At 68.9% G+C, this 13,872-nt stretch carries 16 protein-coding genes; 10 read left to right on the forward strand and 6 right to left on the reverse strand.

Annotated elements, in window-relative coordinates:
• Positions 1-160 precede the first annotated feature (160 nt).
• Positions 161-799 carry a nucleoside triphosphate hydrolase gene (locus ACAZ03_RS06955; RefSeq protein WP_373356699.1) on the reverse strand — a complete coding sequence of 213 codons (639 nt, stop codon included), beginning with the start codon at positions 797-799 and terminating at the stop codon, positions 161-163.
• A 146-nt stretch (positions 800-945) separates the two neighbouring features.
• On the opposite strand from ACAZ03_RS06955, the gene ACAZ03_RS06960 reads away from it, so the two are divergent.
• A complete protein-coding gene (locus tag ACAZ03_RS06960; RefSeq protein WP_373356700.1) occupies positions 946-2,028 on the forward strand; it encodes a YihY/virulence factor BrkB family protein in 1,083 nt (360 codons plus the stop codon).
• Positions 2,029-2,564: 536 nt separating this feature from the next.
• On the opposite strand, the gene ACAZ03_RS06965 is transcribed toward ACAZ03_RS06960, so the two are convergent.
• On the reverse strand, positions 2,565-3,044 hold the full coding sequence (locus ACAZ03_RS06965) for an SRPBCC domain-containing protein (protein WP_373356701.1): 480 nt from the start codon (positions 3,042-3,044) through the stop codon (positions 2,565-2,567).
• The gene (locus ACAZ03_RS06970) at positions 3,034-3,369 is read right to left on the reverse strand and encodes an ArsR/SmtB family transcription factor (protein WP_373356702.1); all 336 of its coding nucleotides are present in this window, start codon (positions 3,367-3,369) and stop codon (positions 3,034-3,036) included. The genes ACAZ03_RS06965 and ACAZ03_RS06970 overlap by 11 nt, the downstream gene beginning before the upstream one ends.
• Before the next feature lie 182 nt (positions 3,370-3,551).
• Here ACAZ03_RS06970 and ACAZ03_RS06975 point away from each other — a divergent pair, with 182 nt between their 5' ends.
• The 3 genes from ACAZ03_RS06975 to ACAZ03_RS06985 all read left to right on the forward strand — a co-directional run bounded on the left by ACAZ03_RS06975 (position 3,552) and on the right by ACAZ03_RS06985 (position 6,044).
• Complete coding sequence (locus ACAZ03_RS06975; RefSeq protein WP_373356703.1) at positions 3,552-4,184, forward strand: ATP-dependent Clp protease proteolytic subunit; 633 nt, start codon at positions 3,552-3,554, stop codon at positions 4,182-4,184.
• 206 nt (positions 4,185-4,390) lie between these two features.
• The gene (clpX, locus tag ACAZ03_RS06980) at positions 4,391-5,656 is read left to right on the forward strand and encodes an ATP-dependent Clp protease ATP-binding subunit ClpX (RefSeq protein ID WP_373356704.1); all 1,266 of its coding nucleotides are present in this window, start codon (positions 4,391-4,393) and stop codon (positions 5,654-5,656) included.
• On the forward strand, positions 5,646-6,044 hold the full coding sequence (locus tag ACAZ03_RS06985) for a RidA family protein (RefSeq protein ID WP_373356705.1): 399 nt from the start codon (positions 5,646-5,648) through the stop codon (positions 6,042-6,044). Before clpX ends, ACAZ03_RS06985 begins: the two co-directional genes overlap by 11 nt.
• A 201-nt stretch (positions 6,045-6,245) precedes the next feature.
• Here ACAZ03_RS06985 and ACAZ03_RS06990 read toward each other — a convergent pair whose 3' ends face one another.
• The 3 genes from ACAZ03_RS06990 to ACAZ03_RS07000 form a co-directional block, all read right to left on the reverse strand.
• Positions 6,246-7,601 carry a glutamine synthetase family protein gene (locus tag ACAZ03_RS06990; protein WP_373356706.1) on the reverse strand — a complete coding sequence of 452 codons (1,356 nt, stop codon included), beginning with the start codon at positions 7,599-7,601 and terminating at the stop codon, positions 6,246-6,248.
• The gene (locus ACAZ03_RS06995) at positions 7,598-8,281 is read right to left on the reverse strand and encodes a type 1 glutamine amidotransferase (RefSeq protein ID WP_373356707.1); all 684 of its coding nucleotides are present in this window, start codon (positions 8,279-8,281) and stop codon (positions 7,598-7,600) included. The genes ACAZ03_RS06990 and ACAZ03_RS06995 overlap by 4 nt, the downstream gene beginning before the upstream one ends.
• A 63-nt stretch (positions 8,282-8,344) precedes the next feature.
• Positions 8,345-8,809 carry a GNAT family N-acetyltransferase gene (locus ACAZ03_RS07000; RefSeq protein ID WP_373356708.1) on the reverse strand — a complete coding sequence of 155 codons (465 nt, stop codon included), beginning with the start codon at positions 8,807-8,809 and terminating at the stop codon, positions 8,345-8,347.
• 130 nt (positions 8,810-8,939) lie between these two features.
• Here ACAZ03_RS07000 and frr point away from each other — a divergent pair, with 130 nt between their 5' ends.
• The 6 genes from frr (at position 8,940) to ACAZ03_RS07030 (ending at position 13,816) form a co-directional block, all read left to right on the forward strand.
• Positions 8,940-9,500, forward strand: a complete 561-nt coding sequence (frr, locus tag ACAZ03_RS07005; RefSeq protein ID WP_373356709.1) for a ribosome recycling factor — start codon at positions 8,940-8,942, stop codon at positions 9,498-9,500.
• Between the two features lie 21 nt (positions 9,501-9,521).
• Positions 9,522-10,256, forward strand: coding sequence for a polyprenyl diphosphate synthase (gene uppS / locus ACAZ03_RS07010; protein ID WP_373356711.1), 735 nt, complete (start codon positions 9,522-9,524; stop codon positions 10,254-10,256).
• A 3-nt stretch (positions 10,257-10,259) separates the two neighbouring features.
• Entirely contained in the window at positions 10,260-11,024 is a 765-nt protein-coding gene (locus ACAZ03_RS07015) for a phosphatidate cytidylyltransferase (protein WP_373356712.1), read from the forward strand.
• Positions 11,024-12,208, forward strand: a complete 1,185-nt coding sequence (gene dxr, locus ACAZ03_RS07020; RefSeq protein ID WP_373356713.1) for a 1-deoxy-D-xylulose-5-phosphate reductoisomerase — start codon at positions 11,024-11,026, stop codon at positions 12,206-12,208. The genes ACAZ03_RS07015 and dxr overlap by 1 nt, the downstream gene beginning before the upstream one ends.
• Position 12,209: 1 nt before the next feature.
• The gene (gene rseP, locus ACAZ03_RS07025) at positions 12,210-13,538 is read left to right on the forward strand and encodes an RIP metalloprotease RseP (RefSeq protein WP_373356714.1); all 1,329 of its coding nucleotides are present in this window, start codon (positions 12,210-12,212) and stop codon (positions 13,536-13,538) included.
• Positions 13,539-13,657: 119 nt separating this feature from the next.
• On the forward strand, positions 13,658-13,816 hold the full coding sequence (locus tag ACAZ03_RS07030; RefSeq protein WP_373356715.1) for a hypothetical protein: 159 nt from the start codon (positions 13,658-13,660) through the stop codon (positions 13,814-13,816).
• The last annotated feature ends 56 nt before the right edge of the window (positions 13,817-13,872 follow it).

Consider the following 13,872-nt stretch of genomic DNA (forward strand, 5'->3'; position numbering starts at 1 on the left):
CTCCGGCCGGGCCCCGGTGTTTCCGCGACCCGCTCGGTCGTCGGCCGGGGCGGGCTGGGGCGCGCGGCGCCTCCATCCGGAAAAACCGGAACAATTGTCTGCATCATAGACCCCAAAGGGGCCGCGACAACCGGCAGGCTCGCGGGCCGAAACGGGGGCGTCACGCGCCCTCGAGCGTCATCGTCAGATCCGCCGGTAGGGCGCGGGCGATGATGCGCTCGGCATTGGGAAGATCGTTGCTCTCCACCCGGCGGATCGCGGCGGCGCGGGAGAGGCCGAAGCTTAGCCAGCGCTGGACGAGGCGGGCGCGCAGCTCGGCCTTCGGCACGTCGAGCCAGGCCGACAGGTCCCAGCCCTCCGCCAGCTCGCGCCAGGGGTGCTCGTCGAAGAGGAGGTAATTGCCCTCGACGATGACCACCGGGCAGCCGGAGGGCACGACCAGCGCACCGGCGATGGAGATGTCGCGCGTGCGGTCGAAGACGGGGCAGACGACCTCCTCCCCCTCGGCGAGGCGGGAGACGAGATAGACGAAACCGGCAGCATCGAAAGTCTCCGGCGCGCCCTTGCGGGAGCGCATCCCCATCTCGTCGAGCACGCCATTGTCGAGGTGAAAGCCGTCCATCGGCAGCACCTCGGCGGCGCAATGCTGGTCGCGCAGGCGCCGCTGCAACTCGCGCGCCAGCGTCGTCTTGCCCGAGCCCGGCGGCCCGGCGAGGGCGACGAGCTGGCGCGGCACCTCCTCCCGCGCGGCATGGATGCGCTCGGCAAGGGCGGAAACCTGGGCGGAGATGTTGAGCAAGGGGGCGCTCCGGCTGGCGGGTCTTCTTCCTCATAACGCCGGCGGCGCCATGGGGGAACGCAAACCGCGCGCCCCCCGCGGGAAATCGCCGCGCCGGGGCCGGGGGCAGGGTGACAAGGCGCTCCGCATCTCCCATGCTCGGCGGCATGAAGAACACCACACCCGTCCGGGTCGGCCGCGCGATCATCGCCAATATCTCCCGCGCCGATCTCGGTCTGGCGGCGGCGGGCGTGGCCTTCTTCGGCATGTTCGCGATCTTCCCGGCGCTGGCCGCGGTCATCGCGCTCTTCGGCATCCTCGCCGACCCGGTGATCGTCGAGGAGCAGTTCTCGCTCTGGCGGCAGTTCATGCCCGAGGATGTCTTCCGCATTCTCTACAGCCAAGTCTCGCGCCTGCTCGAGACGCAGAGCGACGCGCTGGGCTGGGCGACGGTGATCTCGGTGCTGCTGGCGCTGTGGACCTCGCGCGCCTCTGTCTCGTCGCTGGTGCGGGGGCTCAATGCCATCCATGGCGCGCCGGAACGCTCGGGGCTCGCGCATATGCTGCGGGTCGTCTCGCTGACGGGCGGGCTGATGCTCCTCGCCATCGCCGCGCTCCTCGTCGTCGTCATCGCCCCCCTCGTGCTGGCGGTCCTGCCGCTGCCGCTTCTGACGCAGCTCATCGCGCAGGGGCTGCGCTGGGTGGTCGGCGTCTTCATCGTCTTCGTGGGCGTGGGGGCGCTCTACCGCTGGGGGCCGAACGTGCCGGGGGACAGGGCCTCCATCGCCAATCCGGGGACGTTCTTCGCCGTGACCTGCGGCATTCTCGCATCGACCGGATTTTCAATCTATCTCAGCAACTTCGGCAGCTACAACGAGCTCTACGGCTCGATCGGCGCGGTCATGGCGCTGATGATGTGGCTCTACATCATGGCGCTGCTGACGCTGGTGGGCGCGGCAGTCAACGTGGCGCTCCGCGCCGAGCGGAGACGGCGGCGCGAGGCGCGGGCCGAGCGGCTCGCCAAGCGCCAGGCCGAGCGCGAGGCGGTCAAGGCCCGGCGCGAGGCCGAGCGGCATAAGGACGACGAGCAGCACGGGATGGCGGGCGACGAGATGACCCTGCCGAGCGAGGACGACATCTCCGTCGAGGAGTTCCGCGCCGAGATGGAGACGAAGGAAGCCGCCCGCGCCGTGGAGCGCGAGGCGGAGGAGGACGAGCGGCCGGGGCATATCCCGATCCCGGGCGGGTAGGGGGCTTGTGGGGGAGGCGAAGCACGGCTTGAGGCCATTAGCCGCCCGTCGGCTATGCCGTAGGGTGGGTTTTCAACCCACCATGGCGCAGCGCTCGAGCGGTGCCCCCGCCCGGTACGCGCCGGCACGGCGCAGGGCGAGCGCCGGCCCGTCCCGCGGGCTGGCGCTCTGTCGACGTCAGGCGCGGCGGTGAGCGAGGGCGGTGTTGCACCATAAAGCGCGCCGTCCAATCGGCAGGAGCGCCACCCCCCGGGCCGGCGCTCGCCCCGCGCGGCGACGTTCGGCTTGGATGGATGGGGAGGACGGTGGGTTGAAAACCCGCCCTACACCCGACCCGCGCTCTCGCCCTGTGCCGTGGCGTTCGGCTCGATTGAACGGGGGCAAGGTGGGTTTAAAACCCACCCTACGCCAGCACGAGCGCGCTCGGCCCCGATCCGGGCGTAGGGGCCACCTCCCCGCCCACGCTCACCCGAGCATCAGTACATCCGGCACCCCGAGGAAGCCCGGCAGGGTCACCCGGCCGCCGGGCATCGCGCTCATGCCGGCACGATCCGACCAACGGCCAGCGCGAACCGGCCGAGGACCAGTTCCCAGCCCGGCCCGTAGCCCGCCTGGATCGCCGTGGCGGCGCCGCCGAGCGCCTCCCAGCCGTCGTGCACCAGATGCACCATCGTGCCCTGGTCCGTCGGCGTGAAGGTCACCGTGACCTCCGTCGCCTCCGCCTCGTCGCGCCCGACATGCCAGGTGATCCCGAGCCGCGCGCCGGGCTGCCAGTCGCGGATGCGGCCCCAGGCCGCCTCCGTGCCGTCCGGCGCCGTCTCGAAGATGCGCCCGCCCTCGCGGGGCTCGACCGTCAGCCCGGCGGGCTCCTCTTCCCTTCCGGCGGCGATCGAATGCGTCTCGAGCGGCCACCATTCCTCCATCCGCTCGGTGAAGAGCCGGAAGGCCTCCTTCGGGCGAAGCGGGACGTGGACGCTCCGCTCCACCGGGGCCAGCTTGCCGGGATCAATGCCCATCCTTCTTCTCCTTCTCAGCCGCGGCCGCGAAGCCGGCAAAGGCGTCGCTCCACAAGGTCTCCACATAGGCGCGCAGCCGCGCGACGCCCTCGGGCGAGAGCGCGTAGATCCGCCGCGTCCCCTCCGCCCGCGCCTCGACCAGCCCGGCGCCCGAGAGCACCTTCAGATGCTGCGAGACGGCGGGCCGAGAGACGGGCAGCCCCTCGGCCAGCGCGCTGACGGCCAGCGGGCCGGCCCGCAGCCGCTCGATGAGCGCCCGGCGGGTCGGGTCTGCGAGGGCGGCGATCGCGCCATCGGCCTCGGGGGTTGCGCCTTCGTAAGTCATGACTTACCTTATCGCCGGGCCGAGCCTCTGTCAAAGCCCGATCGCAGACGCAGGCCCCGCCGCCCGGGCAGGCCGGCCCATCCGGCCGCTGCCCTTGAAGCCCCGTGGCCGCTTCTTTAAATGAGCCGAAGTTTTTCCGGCCCCAGAATGGCCGGGCGCCCCCCGCGCGAAGGAGCATTCCCATGCAAGACCCTGTCGAGACCTACATGAACCTCGTGCCGATGGTCGTCGAACAGACGAGCCGGGGCGAGCGCGCCTATGACATCTTCTCCCGCCTCCTCAAGGAGCGGATCATCTTCGTGAACGGCCCCGTGCATGACGGCATGAGCCAGCTCATCGTCGCGCAGCTTCTGCACCTCGAGGCCGAGAATCCGAAGAAGGAAATCTCGATGTACATCAACAGCCCCGGCGGTGTCGTCACCTCCGGCCTGTCGATCTACGACACGATGCAGTACATCCGCCCGAAGGTCTCGACCCTCGTCGTCGGCCAGGCGGCCTCGATGGGCTCGCTCCTTTCCTGCGGCGGCGAGGCCGGGATGCGCTTCTCGCTGCCGAACGCCCGCATCATGGTCCACCAGCCGTCCGGCGGCTATCAGGGCCAGGCGACGGACATCATGATCCACGCCGCCGAGACGCAGAAGATCAAGGACAAGCTGATCGCCATCTACGCCCGGCACACCGGCCATTCGCCCGAAGAGGTGCACAAGGCGCTCGAGCGCGACAACTTCATGTCGCCGGAAGAGGCGAAGGCCTGGAACCATATCGACGAGATCCTCGAATCCCGCGCCCAGGCGCCGAGCGCCTCCGAGAGCTGAGGCGAGAGCCGATCCGGGCCGGGGCCTCGCGCCCCGAGACCGAAAAAGCTTAAGAAATCCTTGCCGCCGCCCGGGCCATTGGCTCCGGCGGCGGCATCAACTCTTAACCGTCATTTGGCATTGTGGACCCTATCGCCCTGTTCTAGGCTGAGCCGAAAGCAGCCTTGGGCAGCAAGCGAAGGGCCGAACCAGCCAGGGGATTCAACATGGCGAACGCGAGCGGCGGCGACAGCAAGAACACGCTCTATTGCAGCTTCTGCGGCAAGTCCCAGCATGAGGTGCGCAAGCTGATCGCCGGCCCGACGGTCTTCATCTGCGATGAATGCGTCGAGCTCTGCATGGACATCATCCGCGAGGAGCAGAAATCCTCGGGGCTGAAGAGCGCCGACGGCGTGCCGTCCCCCCGCGACATCTGCGAGGTTCTTGACGATTACGTGATCGGCCAGGCCCACGCCAAGCGCGTGCTCTCCGTCGCCGTCCACAACCACTACAAGCGCCTCAACCATGCGGCGAAATCGGCCGATATCGAGCTGGCGAAATCCAACATCCTGCTGATCGGCCCCACCGGCTGCGGCAAGACGCTGCTCGCCCAGACGCTGGCGCGCATCCTCGATGTGCCCTTCACCATGGCCGATGCCACGACGCTGACCGAGGCCGGCTATGTCGGCGAGGATGTCGAGAACATCATCCTCAAGCTCCTGCAGGCGTCGGAATACAACGTCGAGCGGGCGCAGCGCGGCATCGTCTATATCGACGAGGTCGACAAGATCACCCGCAAGTCGGACAACCCCTCCATCACCCGCGACGTGTCGGGCGAGGGCGTCCAGCAGGCGCTTCTGAAGATCATGGAAGGCACGGTGGCGAGTGTCCCCCCGCAGGGCGGCCGCAAGCATCCGCAGCAGGAATTCCTGCAGGTCGACACGACCAACATCCTCTTCATCTGCGGTGGCGCCTTCGCGGGGCTCGACAAGATCATCTCGCAGCGCGGCAAGGGCTCGGCCATGGGCTTCGGCGCCGATGTGCGCGACCCCGATGCCCGCGGCGTCGGCGAGATCTTCCACGATCTCGAGCCGGAAGATCTGCTGAAATTCGGCCTCATCCCCGAATTCGTCGGCCGCCTGCCGGTGATCGCGACGCTCGAGGATCTCGACGAGCCGGCGCTGGTGACCATCCTCACCCAGCCGAAGAACGCGCTCGTCAAGCAGTACCAGCGGCTCTTCGAGCTCGAGGACACCAAGCTGACCTTCACCGAAGACGCGCTCTCGGCCATCGCCCGCCGCGCCATCGAGCGGAAGACCGGCGCTCGGGGCCTCAGGTCGATCATGGAGGATATCCTCCTCGATTCGATGTTCGAGCTGCCGAGCCTCTCCGACGTCACCGAAGTGGTGGTCAATGAAGAGGCGGTGGGCCCCGATGCCAAGCCGCTGATGATCTACGCGGAATCGAAGAAGGACTCCGCGAGTGTCGGCTGACGGGGCCGCGCCGGAGGGCATCCGGCGCATCTTCTCCGGCAGCGCCTTCGAGCCCAAAATCGGCTATTGCCGCGCTGTTGTTGCAGGCGGGTTCGTCCATGTCTCCGGCACCACCGGCCCGGGGCCGGACGGGACCTTCCCCGACGACGTTACCGCGCAATGCCGCAACGCCCTCGCCATCGTCGGCCGGGCGCTGGAAGAGGCGGGCTCGTCCTTCGCCCGCGTCGTCCGCGTGACCTATATCCTGCCCGACAAGGCGGATTTCGAACCCTGCTGGCCGGCCCTCCGCGAAGCCTTCGGCGACAATCCCCCCGCCGCGACGATGATCGAGGCGGGGCTGCTGACGCCGGCCATGAAGTTCGAGATCGAGGTCACGGCGCTGGCCTGAGAAGGGGCAGGGGGCCCGTCCAACCGTTGCCCCCCTCTTGGCCGCGAGTGGCCAATTCGCCCCCGGAGTATTTGCAAGAAAGCGAAAGGCAGGGTCCGCCCCTCCCCATCGCTGTTCCGAAAACACCGGCGGGGGAGTTTGAGGGGGCTGCAGGCCCCCTCATCGCACCAAAGAAATGCTCCGCAGGCGCTCCGCCTTCTATCAGACGTTGAGCAGAAGGTGCTCCCGCTCCCAGGGCGAGATCACCTGCAGGAACTCGTCGTATTCCGTGCGCTTCACGATCGAATAGACGCGGGCGAATTCCGGGCCGAGCACCTCGTGGATCTCCTTGGCCTCGTCGAAGAGGTCGAGCGCCGCATGCACGCCGCGCGGGATCGCGTCTTCCGCCTCATAGGCGTCACCGCGGAAGCGCTTGTCGGGGCGGATCTCGTTCATCATGCCGAGATAGCCGCAGGCCAGCGAGGCGGCGATGCAGAGATAGGGGTTGCAATCCATCCCGGCGAGCCGGTTCTCGATCCGCCGTTGCTCAGGCGGGCAGACGGGGATGCGGATGCCGGTCGTCCTATTGTCGCGCCCCCATTCGAGGTTGATCGGCGCCGCATGGTCGCGGACATAGCGGCGGTAGGAATTCACATAGGGCGCCATCACGGCGATGACGCTCGGCAGATGCTCCTGCAGCCCGCCGATGAAGTTGAAGAAGGCATCCGTCTCGCCGCCCTGGGGGCCGGCAAAGAGGTTGCGGCCCGTGGCGATGTCGGTGACCGAATGGTGGACATGCATGGCCGAGCCCGGCTCGCCCTCGATGGGCTTGGCCATGAAGGTGGCGAAGCAATCGTGCTTGAGCGCCGCCTCGCGGATCAGCCGCTTGAAGTAGAAGACCTCGTCGGCCAGCCGCACCGGGTGGCCGTGGCGGAGGTTGATCTCAAGCTGGCCGGCGCCGCCTTCCTGGGTGATGCCGTCGATCTCGAAGCCCTGCACCTCGGCGAATTCGTAGATGTCATCGATGACGGGGCCGTATTCATCGACGGCGGTCATCGAATAGGCCTGCCGCGCGGCGGCGGGGCGGCCCGTCCGGCCCATCATCGGTTCGATGGGCAGGCGCGGGTCGGTGTTGCGGCCGACGAGGTAGAATTCCATCTCCGGCGCCACGATGGGTTTCCACCCTTGCGCTTCATAGAGCTCCACCACGCGCATCAGCACGTTGCGGGGGGAATAGGCGACGCGGCGGCCGCGCTGGTCGTAGGCGTCGTGGATGACCTGCAGCGTGCCGTCGGAGGTCCAGGGCGCCGCCGTCGCCGTCGTGAGGTCGGGGCGCAGGATCATGTCGGGCTCGGTGAAGCCCTCGGGCCCCGCGGCCTCGCCCCAGTCGCCGGTGATCGTCTGGAAGAAGATCGAGTTCGGCAGGTGGAACTGCTGCTGCCGCTCCCATTTGGCCGCGGGCACGGCCTTGCCGCGAGCGATGCCCGGCAGGTCGGCGATGACGCATTCGACCTCGTCGAGCTTCTTCGTCTCCAGATAGGCGCGCGCCGCGTCGGGGATCCTGTCGAGCCAGTTCATGCCGGCACCCGTGCCTTGAAGAAGCCGGCGATCTCGTCGCCGAGCCGCGCATTGTCGTTCGGCAGGGGCAGGGAGGCCCGCGCCTGCTGCAGAAGGTGATCGGGCACGACGCCCGCGCCCCGCTTGTCGATCAGCCCCTCGATGAAGGCCGAGCCGAATTCGGGATGCGCCTGCACGGTGAAGATCCTGTCGCCATAGGCCAGCGCCGCATTGGCGCAGAACGGATGCGTGGCGACGACGCGGGCGCCCTTGGGCGCCTCCGTCACCTGATCCTGGTGCCAGGCGTTGAGCGCGCGGGTCTCGCCGTCGAAATCGTAGAGCTGCCGGCCGACGGCCCAGCCGCCGTTGAACTTCTCCACCCGCCCGCCGAGCGCCTGGGCGATGATCTGGTGCCCGAAGCAGATGCCGACCAAGGGCTTGCCCGCATCGCGGATCGCGCGGATCAGCGCCTCGAGCGGCGGGATCCAGGCATGGTCCTCATAGGCGCCGTGGCGCGAGCCGGTGATGAGCCAGCCATCGGCGGCCTCGGGCCCGGGGGGGAACTCCCCGTCGACGACATTGTAGGTGGCGAAGGAAAAGCCCTGGCCGGAGAGGAGCTGGCGGAAGAGATCCTCGTAATCGCCCAGCGCCGGGCGCAGCGCGTCAGGCGCGTGGCCGGTCTGTAGAATGCCGATAAGCATGAAACACCGTATTGGGATTTGTCCGCAAAGCGTAGACGGGGGCAGGCGGCAGGGCAAGCGGTGTCACGCGGGGCGCCGATAATGCAGATCGCGCCCATCCCGCCGGTCGAAGGTGAAGCCGAGCCGGGCGAGGAGAGCCTGCGAGGCGAGGTTCGCCTCGTCGGTGTCTGCGATGAGCCGCGTCACGCCGTAGCGCGCGACCAGCTCCGCGATGGCGAGCCGCGTGGCAGCGAGGCCGATGCCGCGCCCCCAATGGCGGTGGCCGAGCACGTAGGCGAGGCTCGCCTCCTCCCCCGTCACGGTCGCTTGGACGAAGCCGGTGACGGCCCCCTCCGCCAGCACGCACCAGTTGAGCCAGAGCGCGGCGCCGTCTCCCGGGCCACTGAACTGCCGGGCGATGCGGGCGCGGAGCACGTCCACGCTTTCCGGCGGCGGGATGTGCACGGGCGCATAGGTCTCGGCATTGCCGATGGCGGCGTGAAGCGCCTCGGCATCGCCCAGCGTCATGCGCCTCAGCCTCACCTCCATGGTGCCCTCCGTTCCGCGGCGGCGAAGCGCCACCTGCACGATTCCTGCATGCCCGGTGCTGGCCAGATGCGACAGCGGCGGTTATATGGTGCCGTCAGGACGGGCAGCAAGATCAGGAAAAGACCAGAAGATGGCAGACGATTTCGAACTCGATACCGACGATCTCAAGCGGCGGATGGACGGGGCCATCCAGGCGCTGCGCACCGAGTTCGCCTCGCTCCGCACCGGCCGGGCCTCGGCCTCGATGCTGGAGCCGATCATGGTCGATGCCTATGGGAGCCCGACGCCGATCAACCAGGTCGGCACCGTCAACGTGCCGGAATCGCGCATGGTCACCATCAACGTCTGGGACAAGGGCCTCGTCGGCAAGGTCGAGAAGGCCATCCGCGAGAGCGGGCTCGGCATCAATCCGCAGCTCAACGGCACGATCATCATGCTGCCGATCCCGGAGCTGAACGAAGAGCGGCGCCGCGAGTTGACGAAGGTCGCCGGCGATTACGCCGAGCGCGCCCGCGTTGCCATCCGCAACCTCCGCCGCGACGGGATGGACCAGATCAAGAAGGCGAAGGACGGCATGGCCGAGGATGACCAGAAGATCTGGGAGGCCGAGGTGCAGGACCTGACCGACACCTATATCGGTTATGTCGACAAGGCGCTGGAGACCAAGCAGGCCGAAATCATGCAGGTCTGACCTGCAGTCAAGGAGGGCATCTTGGCCCGAGACGATCAGACCGACACCTTCCGCCCCGGCCCCGAGCATGTGGCGATCATCATGGACGGCAACGGCCGCTGGGCGCAGCAGCGCGGGCGGCCCCGGCTCTATGGCCACCACGCCGGCGCGAAGCGGGTGCGCGACATTGTCGAGGCCTGCCCGGATCTCGGCGTGCGGTATCTCACGATCTTCGCCTTCTCGACCGAGAACTGGAAGCGGACCCAGACCGAGATCGCCGGGCTCATGGGCCTCTTCCGCCGCTATATCGAGCGTGAGGCGCGCGATCTGTGCCGGAACGGCGTCTGCGTGCGCTTCATCGGCGACCGGGTGAAGCTCGAGCCCAAGCTCGTCGACCTGATGGACAATCTGGAGCTGATGACGGCGGGCAACACCCGCATGAACCTGACGATCGCGCTCAACTACGGCGGGCGCGACGAGGTGACCCGCGCCGCGCGCCGGCTCGCCTACGAGGTGCAGGAAGGGCGCATCAAGCATGACGAGGTCGATGCCGAGATGCTGGCCCGCTTCCTCGACACCCGCGTCCTGCCCGACCCCGATCTGGTGATCCGCACCTCGGGCGAGGCGCGGATCTCCAACTTCCTGCTCTGGCAATCGGCCTATGCGGAATACGAATTCGTCGACACGCTCTGGCCGGATTTCACGCCGGCCGAATTCGCGACTGTCCTGAAGAGCTACACACAGCGCGACCGCCGCTTCGGGGCGGTCAAGGCCTGATCGGTGGCTGAACCGGCCAGCCGCTGGGCGGACCTGCGCGTCCGCGTGATCTCGGCCTCTGTCCTCGGCGTGGTGGCGCTGGCGGCGATCATCGCCGGCGACGGCTGGTGGCGCGCCTTCGCCGCCATCGCCGCGGGGCTGATGGTCTGGGAGGTCGCCGACATGAGCGCCCCCAACCGCCGCCGCCCCGCCATGGTGCTCTCGGTCGGCGCCGCCGCGGCGCTGACATTGCCCTGGCCGGTCTTCCTGATCATCGGCGCCGGGCTCGGCGTCACCGCCGCGCGGCATCGCGTGGCCGTCGGGCTCTACGCGGCGGCGATCCTCATCGGCGCCTCGTCGCTCGTCGCGCTTCGCGGCGAGGGGATGGGCTGGCTGCTCTGGGTGATCCTCGTCGTCATCGCCACCGATGTCTTGGGCTATTTCGCCGGCCGCTTCTTCGGCGGCCCGAAGTTCTGGCCCAAGGTCTCGCCCTCGAAGACATGGTCGGGCACCGTGGCCGGCTGGATCGGCGCGGCTGTGGTCGGCGGCATCTTCGCGGTGATCCTCGAGGCCGGCTTCGGGCTCGTCCTCGTCTCGGTCGCCGCCAGCATCGCCGGGCAGCTCGGGGATATCGCCGAGAGCTGGCTGAAGCGGCGCTTCGGCCTGAAGGACAGCTCCGACCTCATCCCCGGCCATGGCGGCGTGCTTGACCGGTTCGACGCGCTGACCTTCGCGGCGCTGCTCATCGCGCTCGTCACCCTCGCCGGCTGGATGCCGGGGCCGCTTTGATGCGGTCGGTCACGATCCTCGGGGCCACCGGCTCCGTCGGCCAATCCACCATCGACCTCATCGCCCGCGACCCCGACGCCTACCGGGTGGAGGCGCTGACGGGCGGGCGCAACATTGCTCAGCTCGCCGCCGATGCCCGCCGCCTGAAGGCCCGCCTTACCGTCACCGCGCATGAGGAGGCCCGCGAGGAGTTGGCGGCGCGGCTCGCCGGCACCGGCATCGAGGTCGCGGCGGGGGAGGCGGCGATCCGCGAGGCCGCCGCCCGGCCGGCGGACTGGACGATGTCGGCCATCGTCGGCTTCGCCGGGCTCGCGCCCGGGCTCGAGGTCCTGCGCCGCGGCGGCACGCTGGCGCTCGCCAACAAGGAGACGCTGGTCGCCGCCGGCAGCCTGGTGATGGAGACCGCCCGCCGCCACGGCGCGACGCTCCTGCCGGTCGACAGCGAGCATTCGGCGATCTTCCAGGCGCTCCGGGGGGAGGACCCCTCCTCCGTCGAGCGCGTCATCATCACCGCCTCGGGCGGCGCCTTCCGCGACTGGCCGCTGGAGCGGCTGCCGGAGGCAAGCCCCGAGCAGGCGGCGACCCATCCCAACTGGGCGATGGGCCAGCGGATCACCATCGACAGCGCCTCGATGTTCAACAAGGCGCTGGAGATGATCGAGGCGAAGGAATTCTTCGGCCTCGCCCCCGCGCAGATCGAGGTGCTGATCCACCGTGAGAGCCTCGTTCATGCCCTTGTCGGCCATGCCGATGGCGGCATCCTCGCCCATATCGGCCCACCTGACATGCGCCATGCGATCGGCTATGCGCTGTCCTGGCCCGCCCGCGCGCCGCTGCCCGTCGAGCGGCTCGACCTCGCCGCCATCGGCCAGCTCTCCTTCGCGGCGCCGGACGCGGCGCGCTACCCGGCGCTGGCGCTGGCGCATCGGGTGATGGAGGCGGGCGGCGCCGCGGGGGCCGTCTTCAACGCCGCCAAGGAGGCGGCGCTCGATTCCTTCCTCGCCGGCAATATCCGGTTTACCGACATGGCGGAGATTGTGGCGCGGGTGCTGGACAGATTCTTGTCCACCGAGGGGCGACAAATCGCCATTCTGGACCTAGATACCCTCATTGAGGAAGACAGGCGCGCCCGCGCCTGGGCGATGGAGGCGGTGGCAGAAGGCTCCGCCAGGACAGGAGGATAGCTTGGATCTGACCCAACTCCTGCCGCAGACCGGCTCTATCCTCTTCACGCTCATCGCCTTTCTCGTGGCGATCATCGTCATCGTCACGATCCACGAGCTCGGCCATTACCTGATCGGTCGCTGGTGCGGCATCCGGGCCGAGACCTTCTCGGTCGGCTTCGGCCCCAAGATCTTCGGACGCACCGACAAGCGCGGCACGCATTGGCAGATTTCCGCAATCCCTCTCGGGGGTTACGTGAAATTCGCGGGCGACGCGAATGCCGCCTCGATGGGACATGCCGACGGCGTGGCACGCAGGCGCGACACGATGCTGGGCGCCCCGCTCTGGGCGCGGGCGGCCACCATCGCCGGGGGGCCGCTCTTCAACTTCATCCTCGCCATCGCCATCTTCGCCGGCATCTTCATGCACGAGGGCACGCCGGTCAGCCCCCTGACCGTGCAGAGCGTCGCCCCGCTGCCCGAGACCGTCGAAGGCGGGCTCGAGCCGGGCGACCAGATCCTCGCCATCGGCGGCACCGAAGTGCCGGAAGACGCCCGTGCCTTCTATGCCATGCCGCGGCCCGCGGGCGACACGCTGGATTATCGGGTCCTGCGAAATGGCGAGGAGATCACCGTTTCCGCCCCGCCGTTCAACCCGCCCATCGTCGGCGCGGTGAACCCCAATTCCGCCGCCATGGCCGCGGGCCTGCGCGAGGGGGACGTCATCACTGCGGCCAACGGCGTGGCCGTCAGCCGCTTCTCCGAGCTGGTGGACCTCGTCGGCGCCTCCGAGGGCGCGCCGGTGGACCTGACCGTCTGGCGCGAGGGTGAGGGGACGCGCGAGCTGACCCTCACGCCCCGCCGCACCGATGTGCCCGGCGCCGGCGGCAGCTTCGAGACGCGCTGGCTCATCGGGATCATCGCCGGCGATTACTTCCGCCCGATGACCGAGAACCCCGGCCCGGTCGAGGCGCTCGGCCAGGCGGCGCGGCAGCTCGACTATGTGCTGCGCACCTCGCTCTCGGGCCTCTGGCAGGTGGTCACGGGGGGCATCTCCTCGTGCAACCTCTCGGGCCCCGTCACCATCGCCGAGACCTCCGGCCAGGTGGCGGCGCAGGGGGTGAGCAACTTCGTGTGGTTCCTCGCCATCATCTCCGCCGGGATCGGCCTTCTGAACCTTCTGCCGGTGCCCGTCCTCGACGGCGGCCATCTCGTCTTCATCGCCTACGAGGCGGTGGCCGGGCGGCAACCGTCGGAAGGCTCGCTGCGGGTGCTGACGGCAATCGGGCTGACGCTGGTCATGGGGCTGATGGTCTTCGCGCTGGCGAACGACATCTTCCTTTGCCCCTGAGTCCCTTGCCCCTCAGCCGGGCGGCGCGCTGACCACGACAGCGCCCCCCTCCGACCGCAATCGGGACACATTCGACCCCTATTTTCTCCCCCGGGCCACTCCGCCCGATGGAGAGAGATATGACTGCCGCCGCTGCCAAGCGCGGGCTGATCGCGCTGATCGACGCCAACCGCGACAGGCTGTTCTACGCCCTCGTAATCGTCGTGCTCCTCGGAGCCAGCGCCTGGGTCTCCTCGCTCGACTTCCTGATCCGCACCACGGTCGGCCAGCCCGTCTGACCAGCCCGTCTGAGGCACCGCCCGAATGGCAGCCGGGGCCTCTTCGCAGGCCCGTC

The sequence above is a fragment of the Pseudoroseicyclus sp. CXY001 genome (assembly GCF_041714655.1).
Classification (GTDB): domain Bacteria; phylum Pseudomonadota; class Alphaproteobacteria; order Rhodobacterales; family Rhodobacteraceae; genus Pseudoroseicyclus_A.

Excerpts from the sequence above, each read along its gene's own strand:
- clpX (WP_373356704.1), top strand. The coding sequence starts at position 4,391 with ATGGCGAACGCGAGCGGCGGCGACAGCAAGAACACGCTCTATTGCAGC.
- ACAZ03_RS06995 (WP_373356707.1), bottom strand. The coding sequence starts at position 8,281 with ATGCTTATCGGCATTCTACAGACCGGCCACGCGCCTGACGCGCTGCGC.
- dxr (WP_373356713.1), top strand. The coding sequence starts at position 11,024 with ATGCGGTCGGTCACGATCCTCGGGGCCACCGGCTCCGTCGGCCAATCC.
- ACAZ03_RS06965 (WP_373356701.1), bottom strand. The coding sequence starts at position 3,044 with ATGGGCATTGATCCCGGCAAGCTGGCCCCGGTGGAGCGGAGCGTCCAC.
- frr (WP_373356709.1), top strand. The coding sequence starts at position 8,940 with ATGGCAGACGATTTCGAACTCGATACCGACGATCTCAAGCGGCGGATG.
- ACAZ03_RS07030 (WP_373356715.1), top strand. The coding sequence starts at position 13,658 with ATGACTGCCGCCGCTGCCAAGCGCGGGCTGATCGCGCTGATCGACGCC.
- ACAZ03_RS06975 (WP_373356703.1), top strand. The coding sequence starts at position 3,552 with ATGCAAGACCCTGTCGAGACCTACATGAACCTCGTGCCGATGGTCGTC.
- ACAZ03_RS07000 (WP_373356708.1), bottom strand. The coding sequence starts at position 8,809 with ATGGAGGTGAGGCTGAGGCGCATGACGCTGGGCGATGCCGAGGCGCTT.
- ACAZ03_RS06970 (WP_373356702.1), bottom strand. The coding sequence starts at position 3,369 with ATGACTTACGAAGGCGCAACCCCCGAGGCCGATGGCGCGATCGCCGCC.
- ACAZ03_RS06990 (WP_373356706.1), bottom strand. The coding sequence starts at position 7,601 with ATGAACTGGCTCGACAGGATCCCCGACGCGGCGCGCGCCTATCTGGAG.
- ACAZ03_RS06960 (WP_373356700.1), top strand. The coding sequence starts at position 946 with ATGAAGAACACCACACCCGTCCGGGTCGGCCGCGCGATCATCGCCAAT.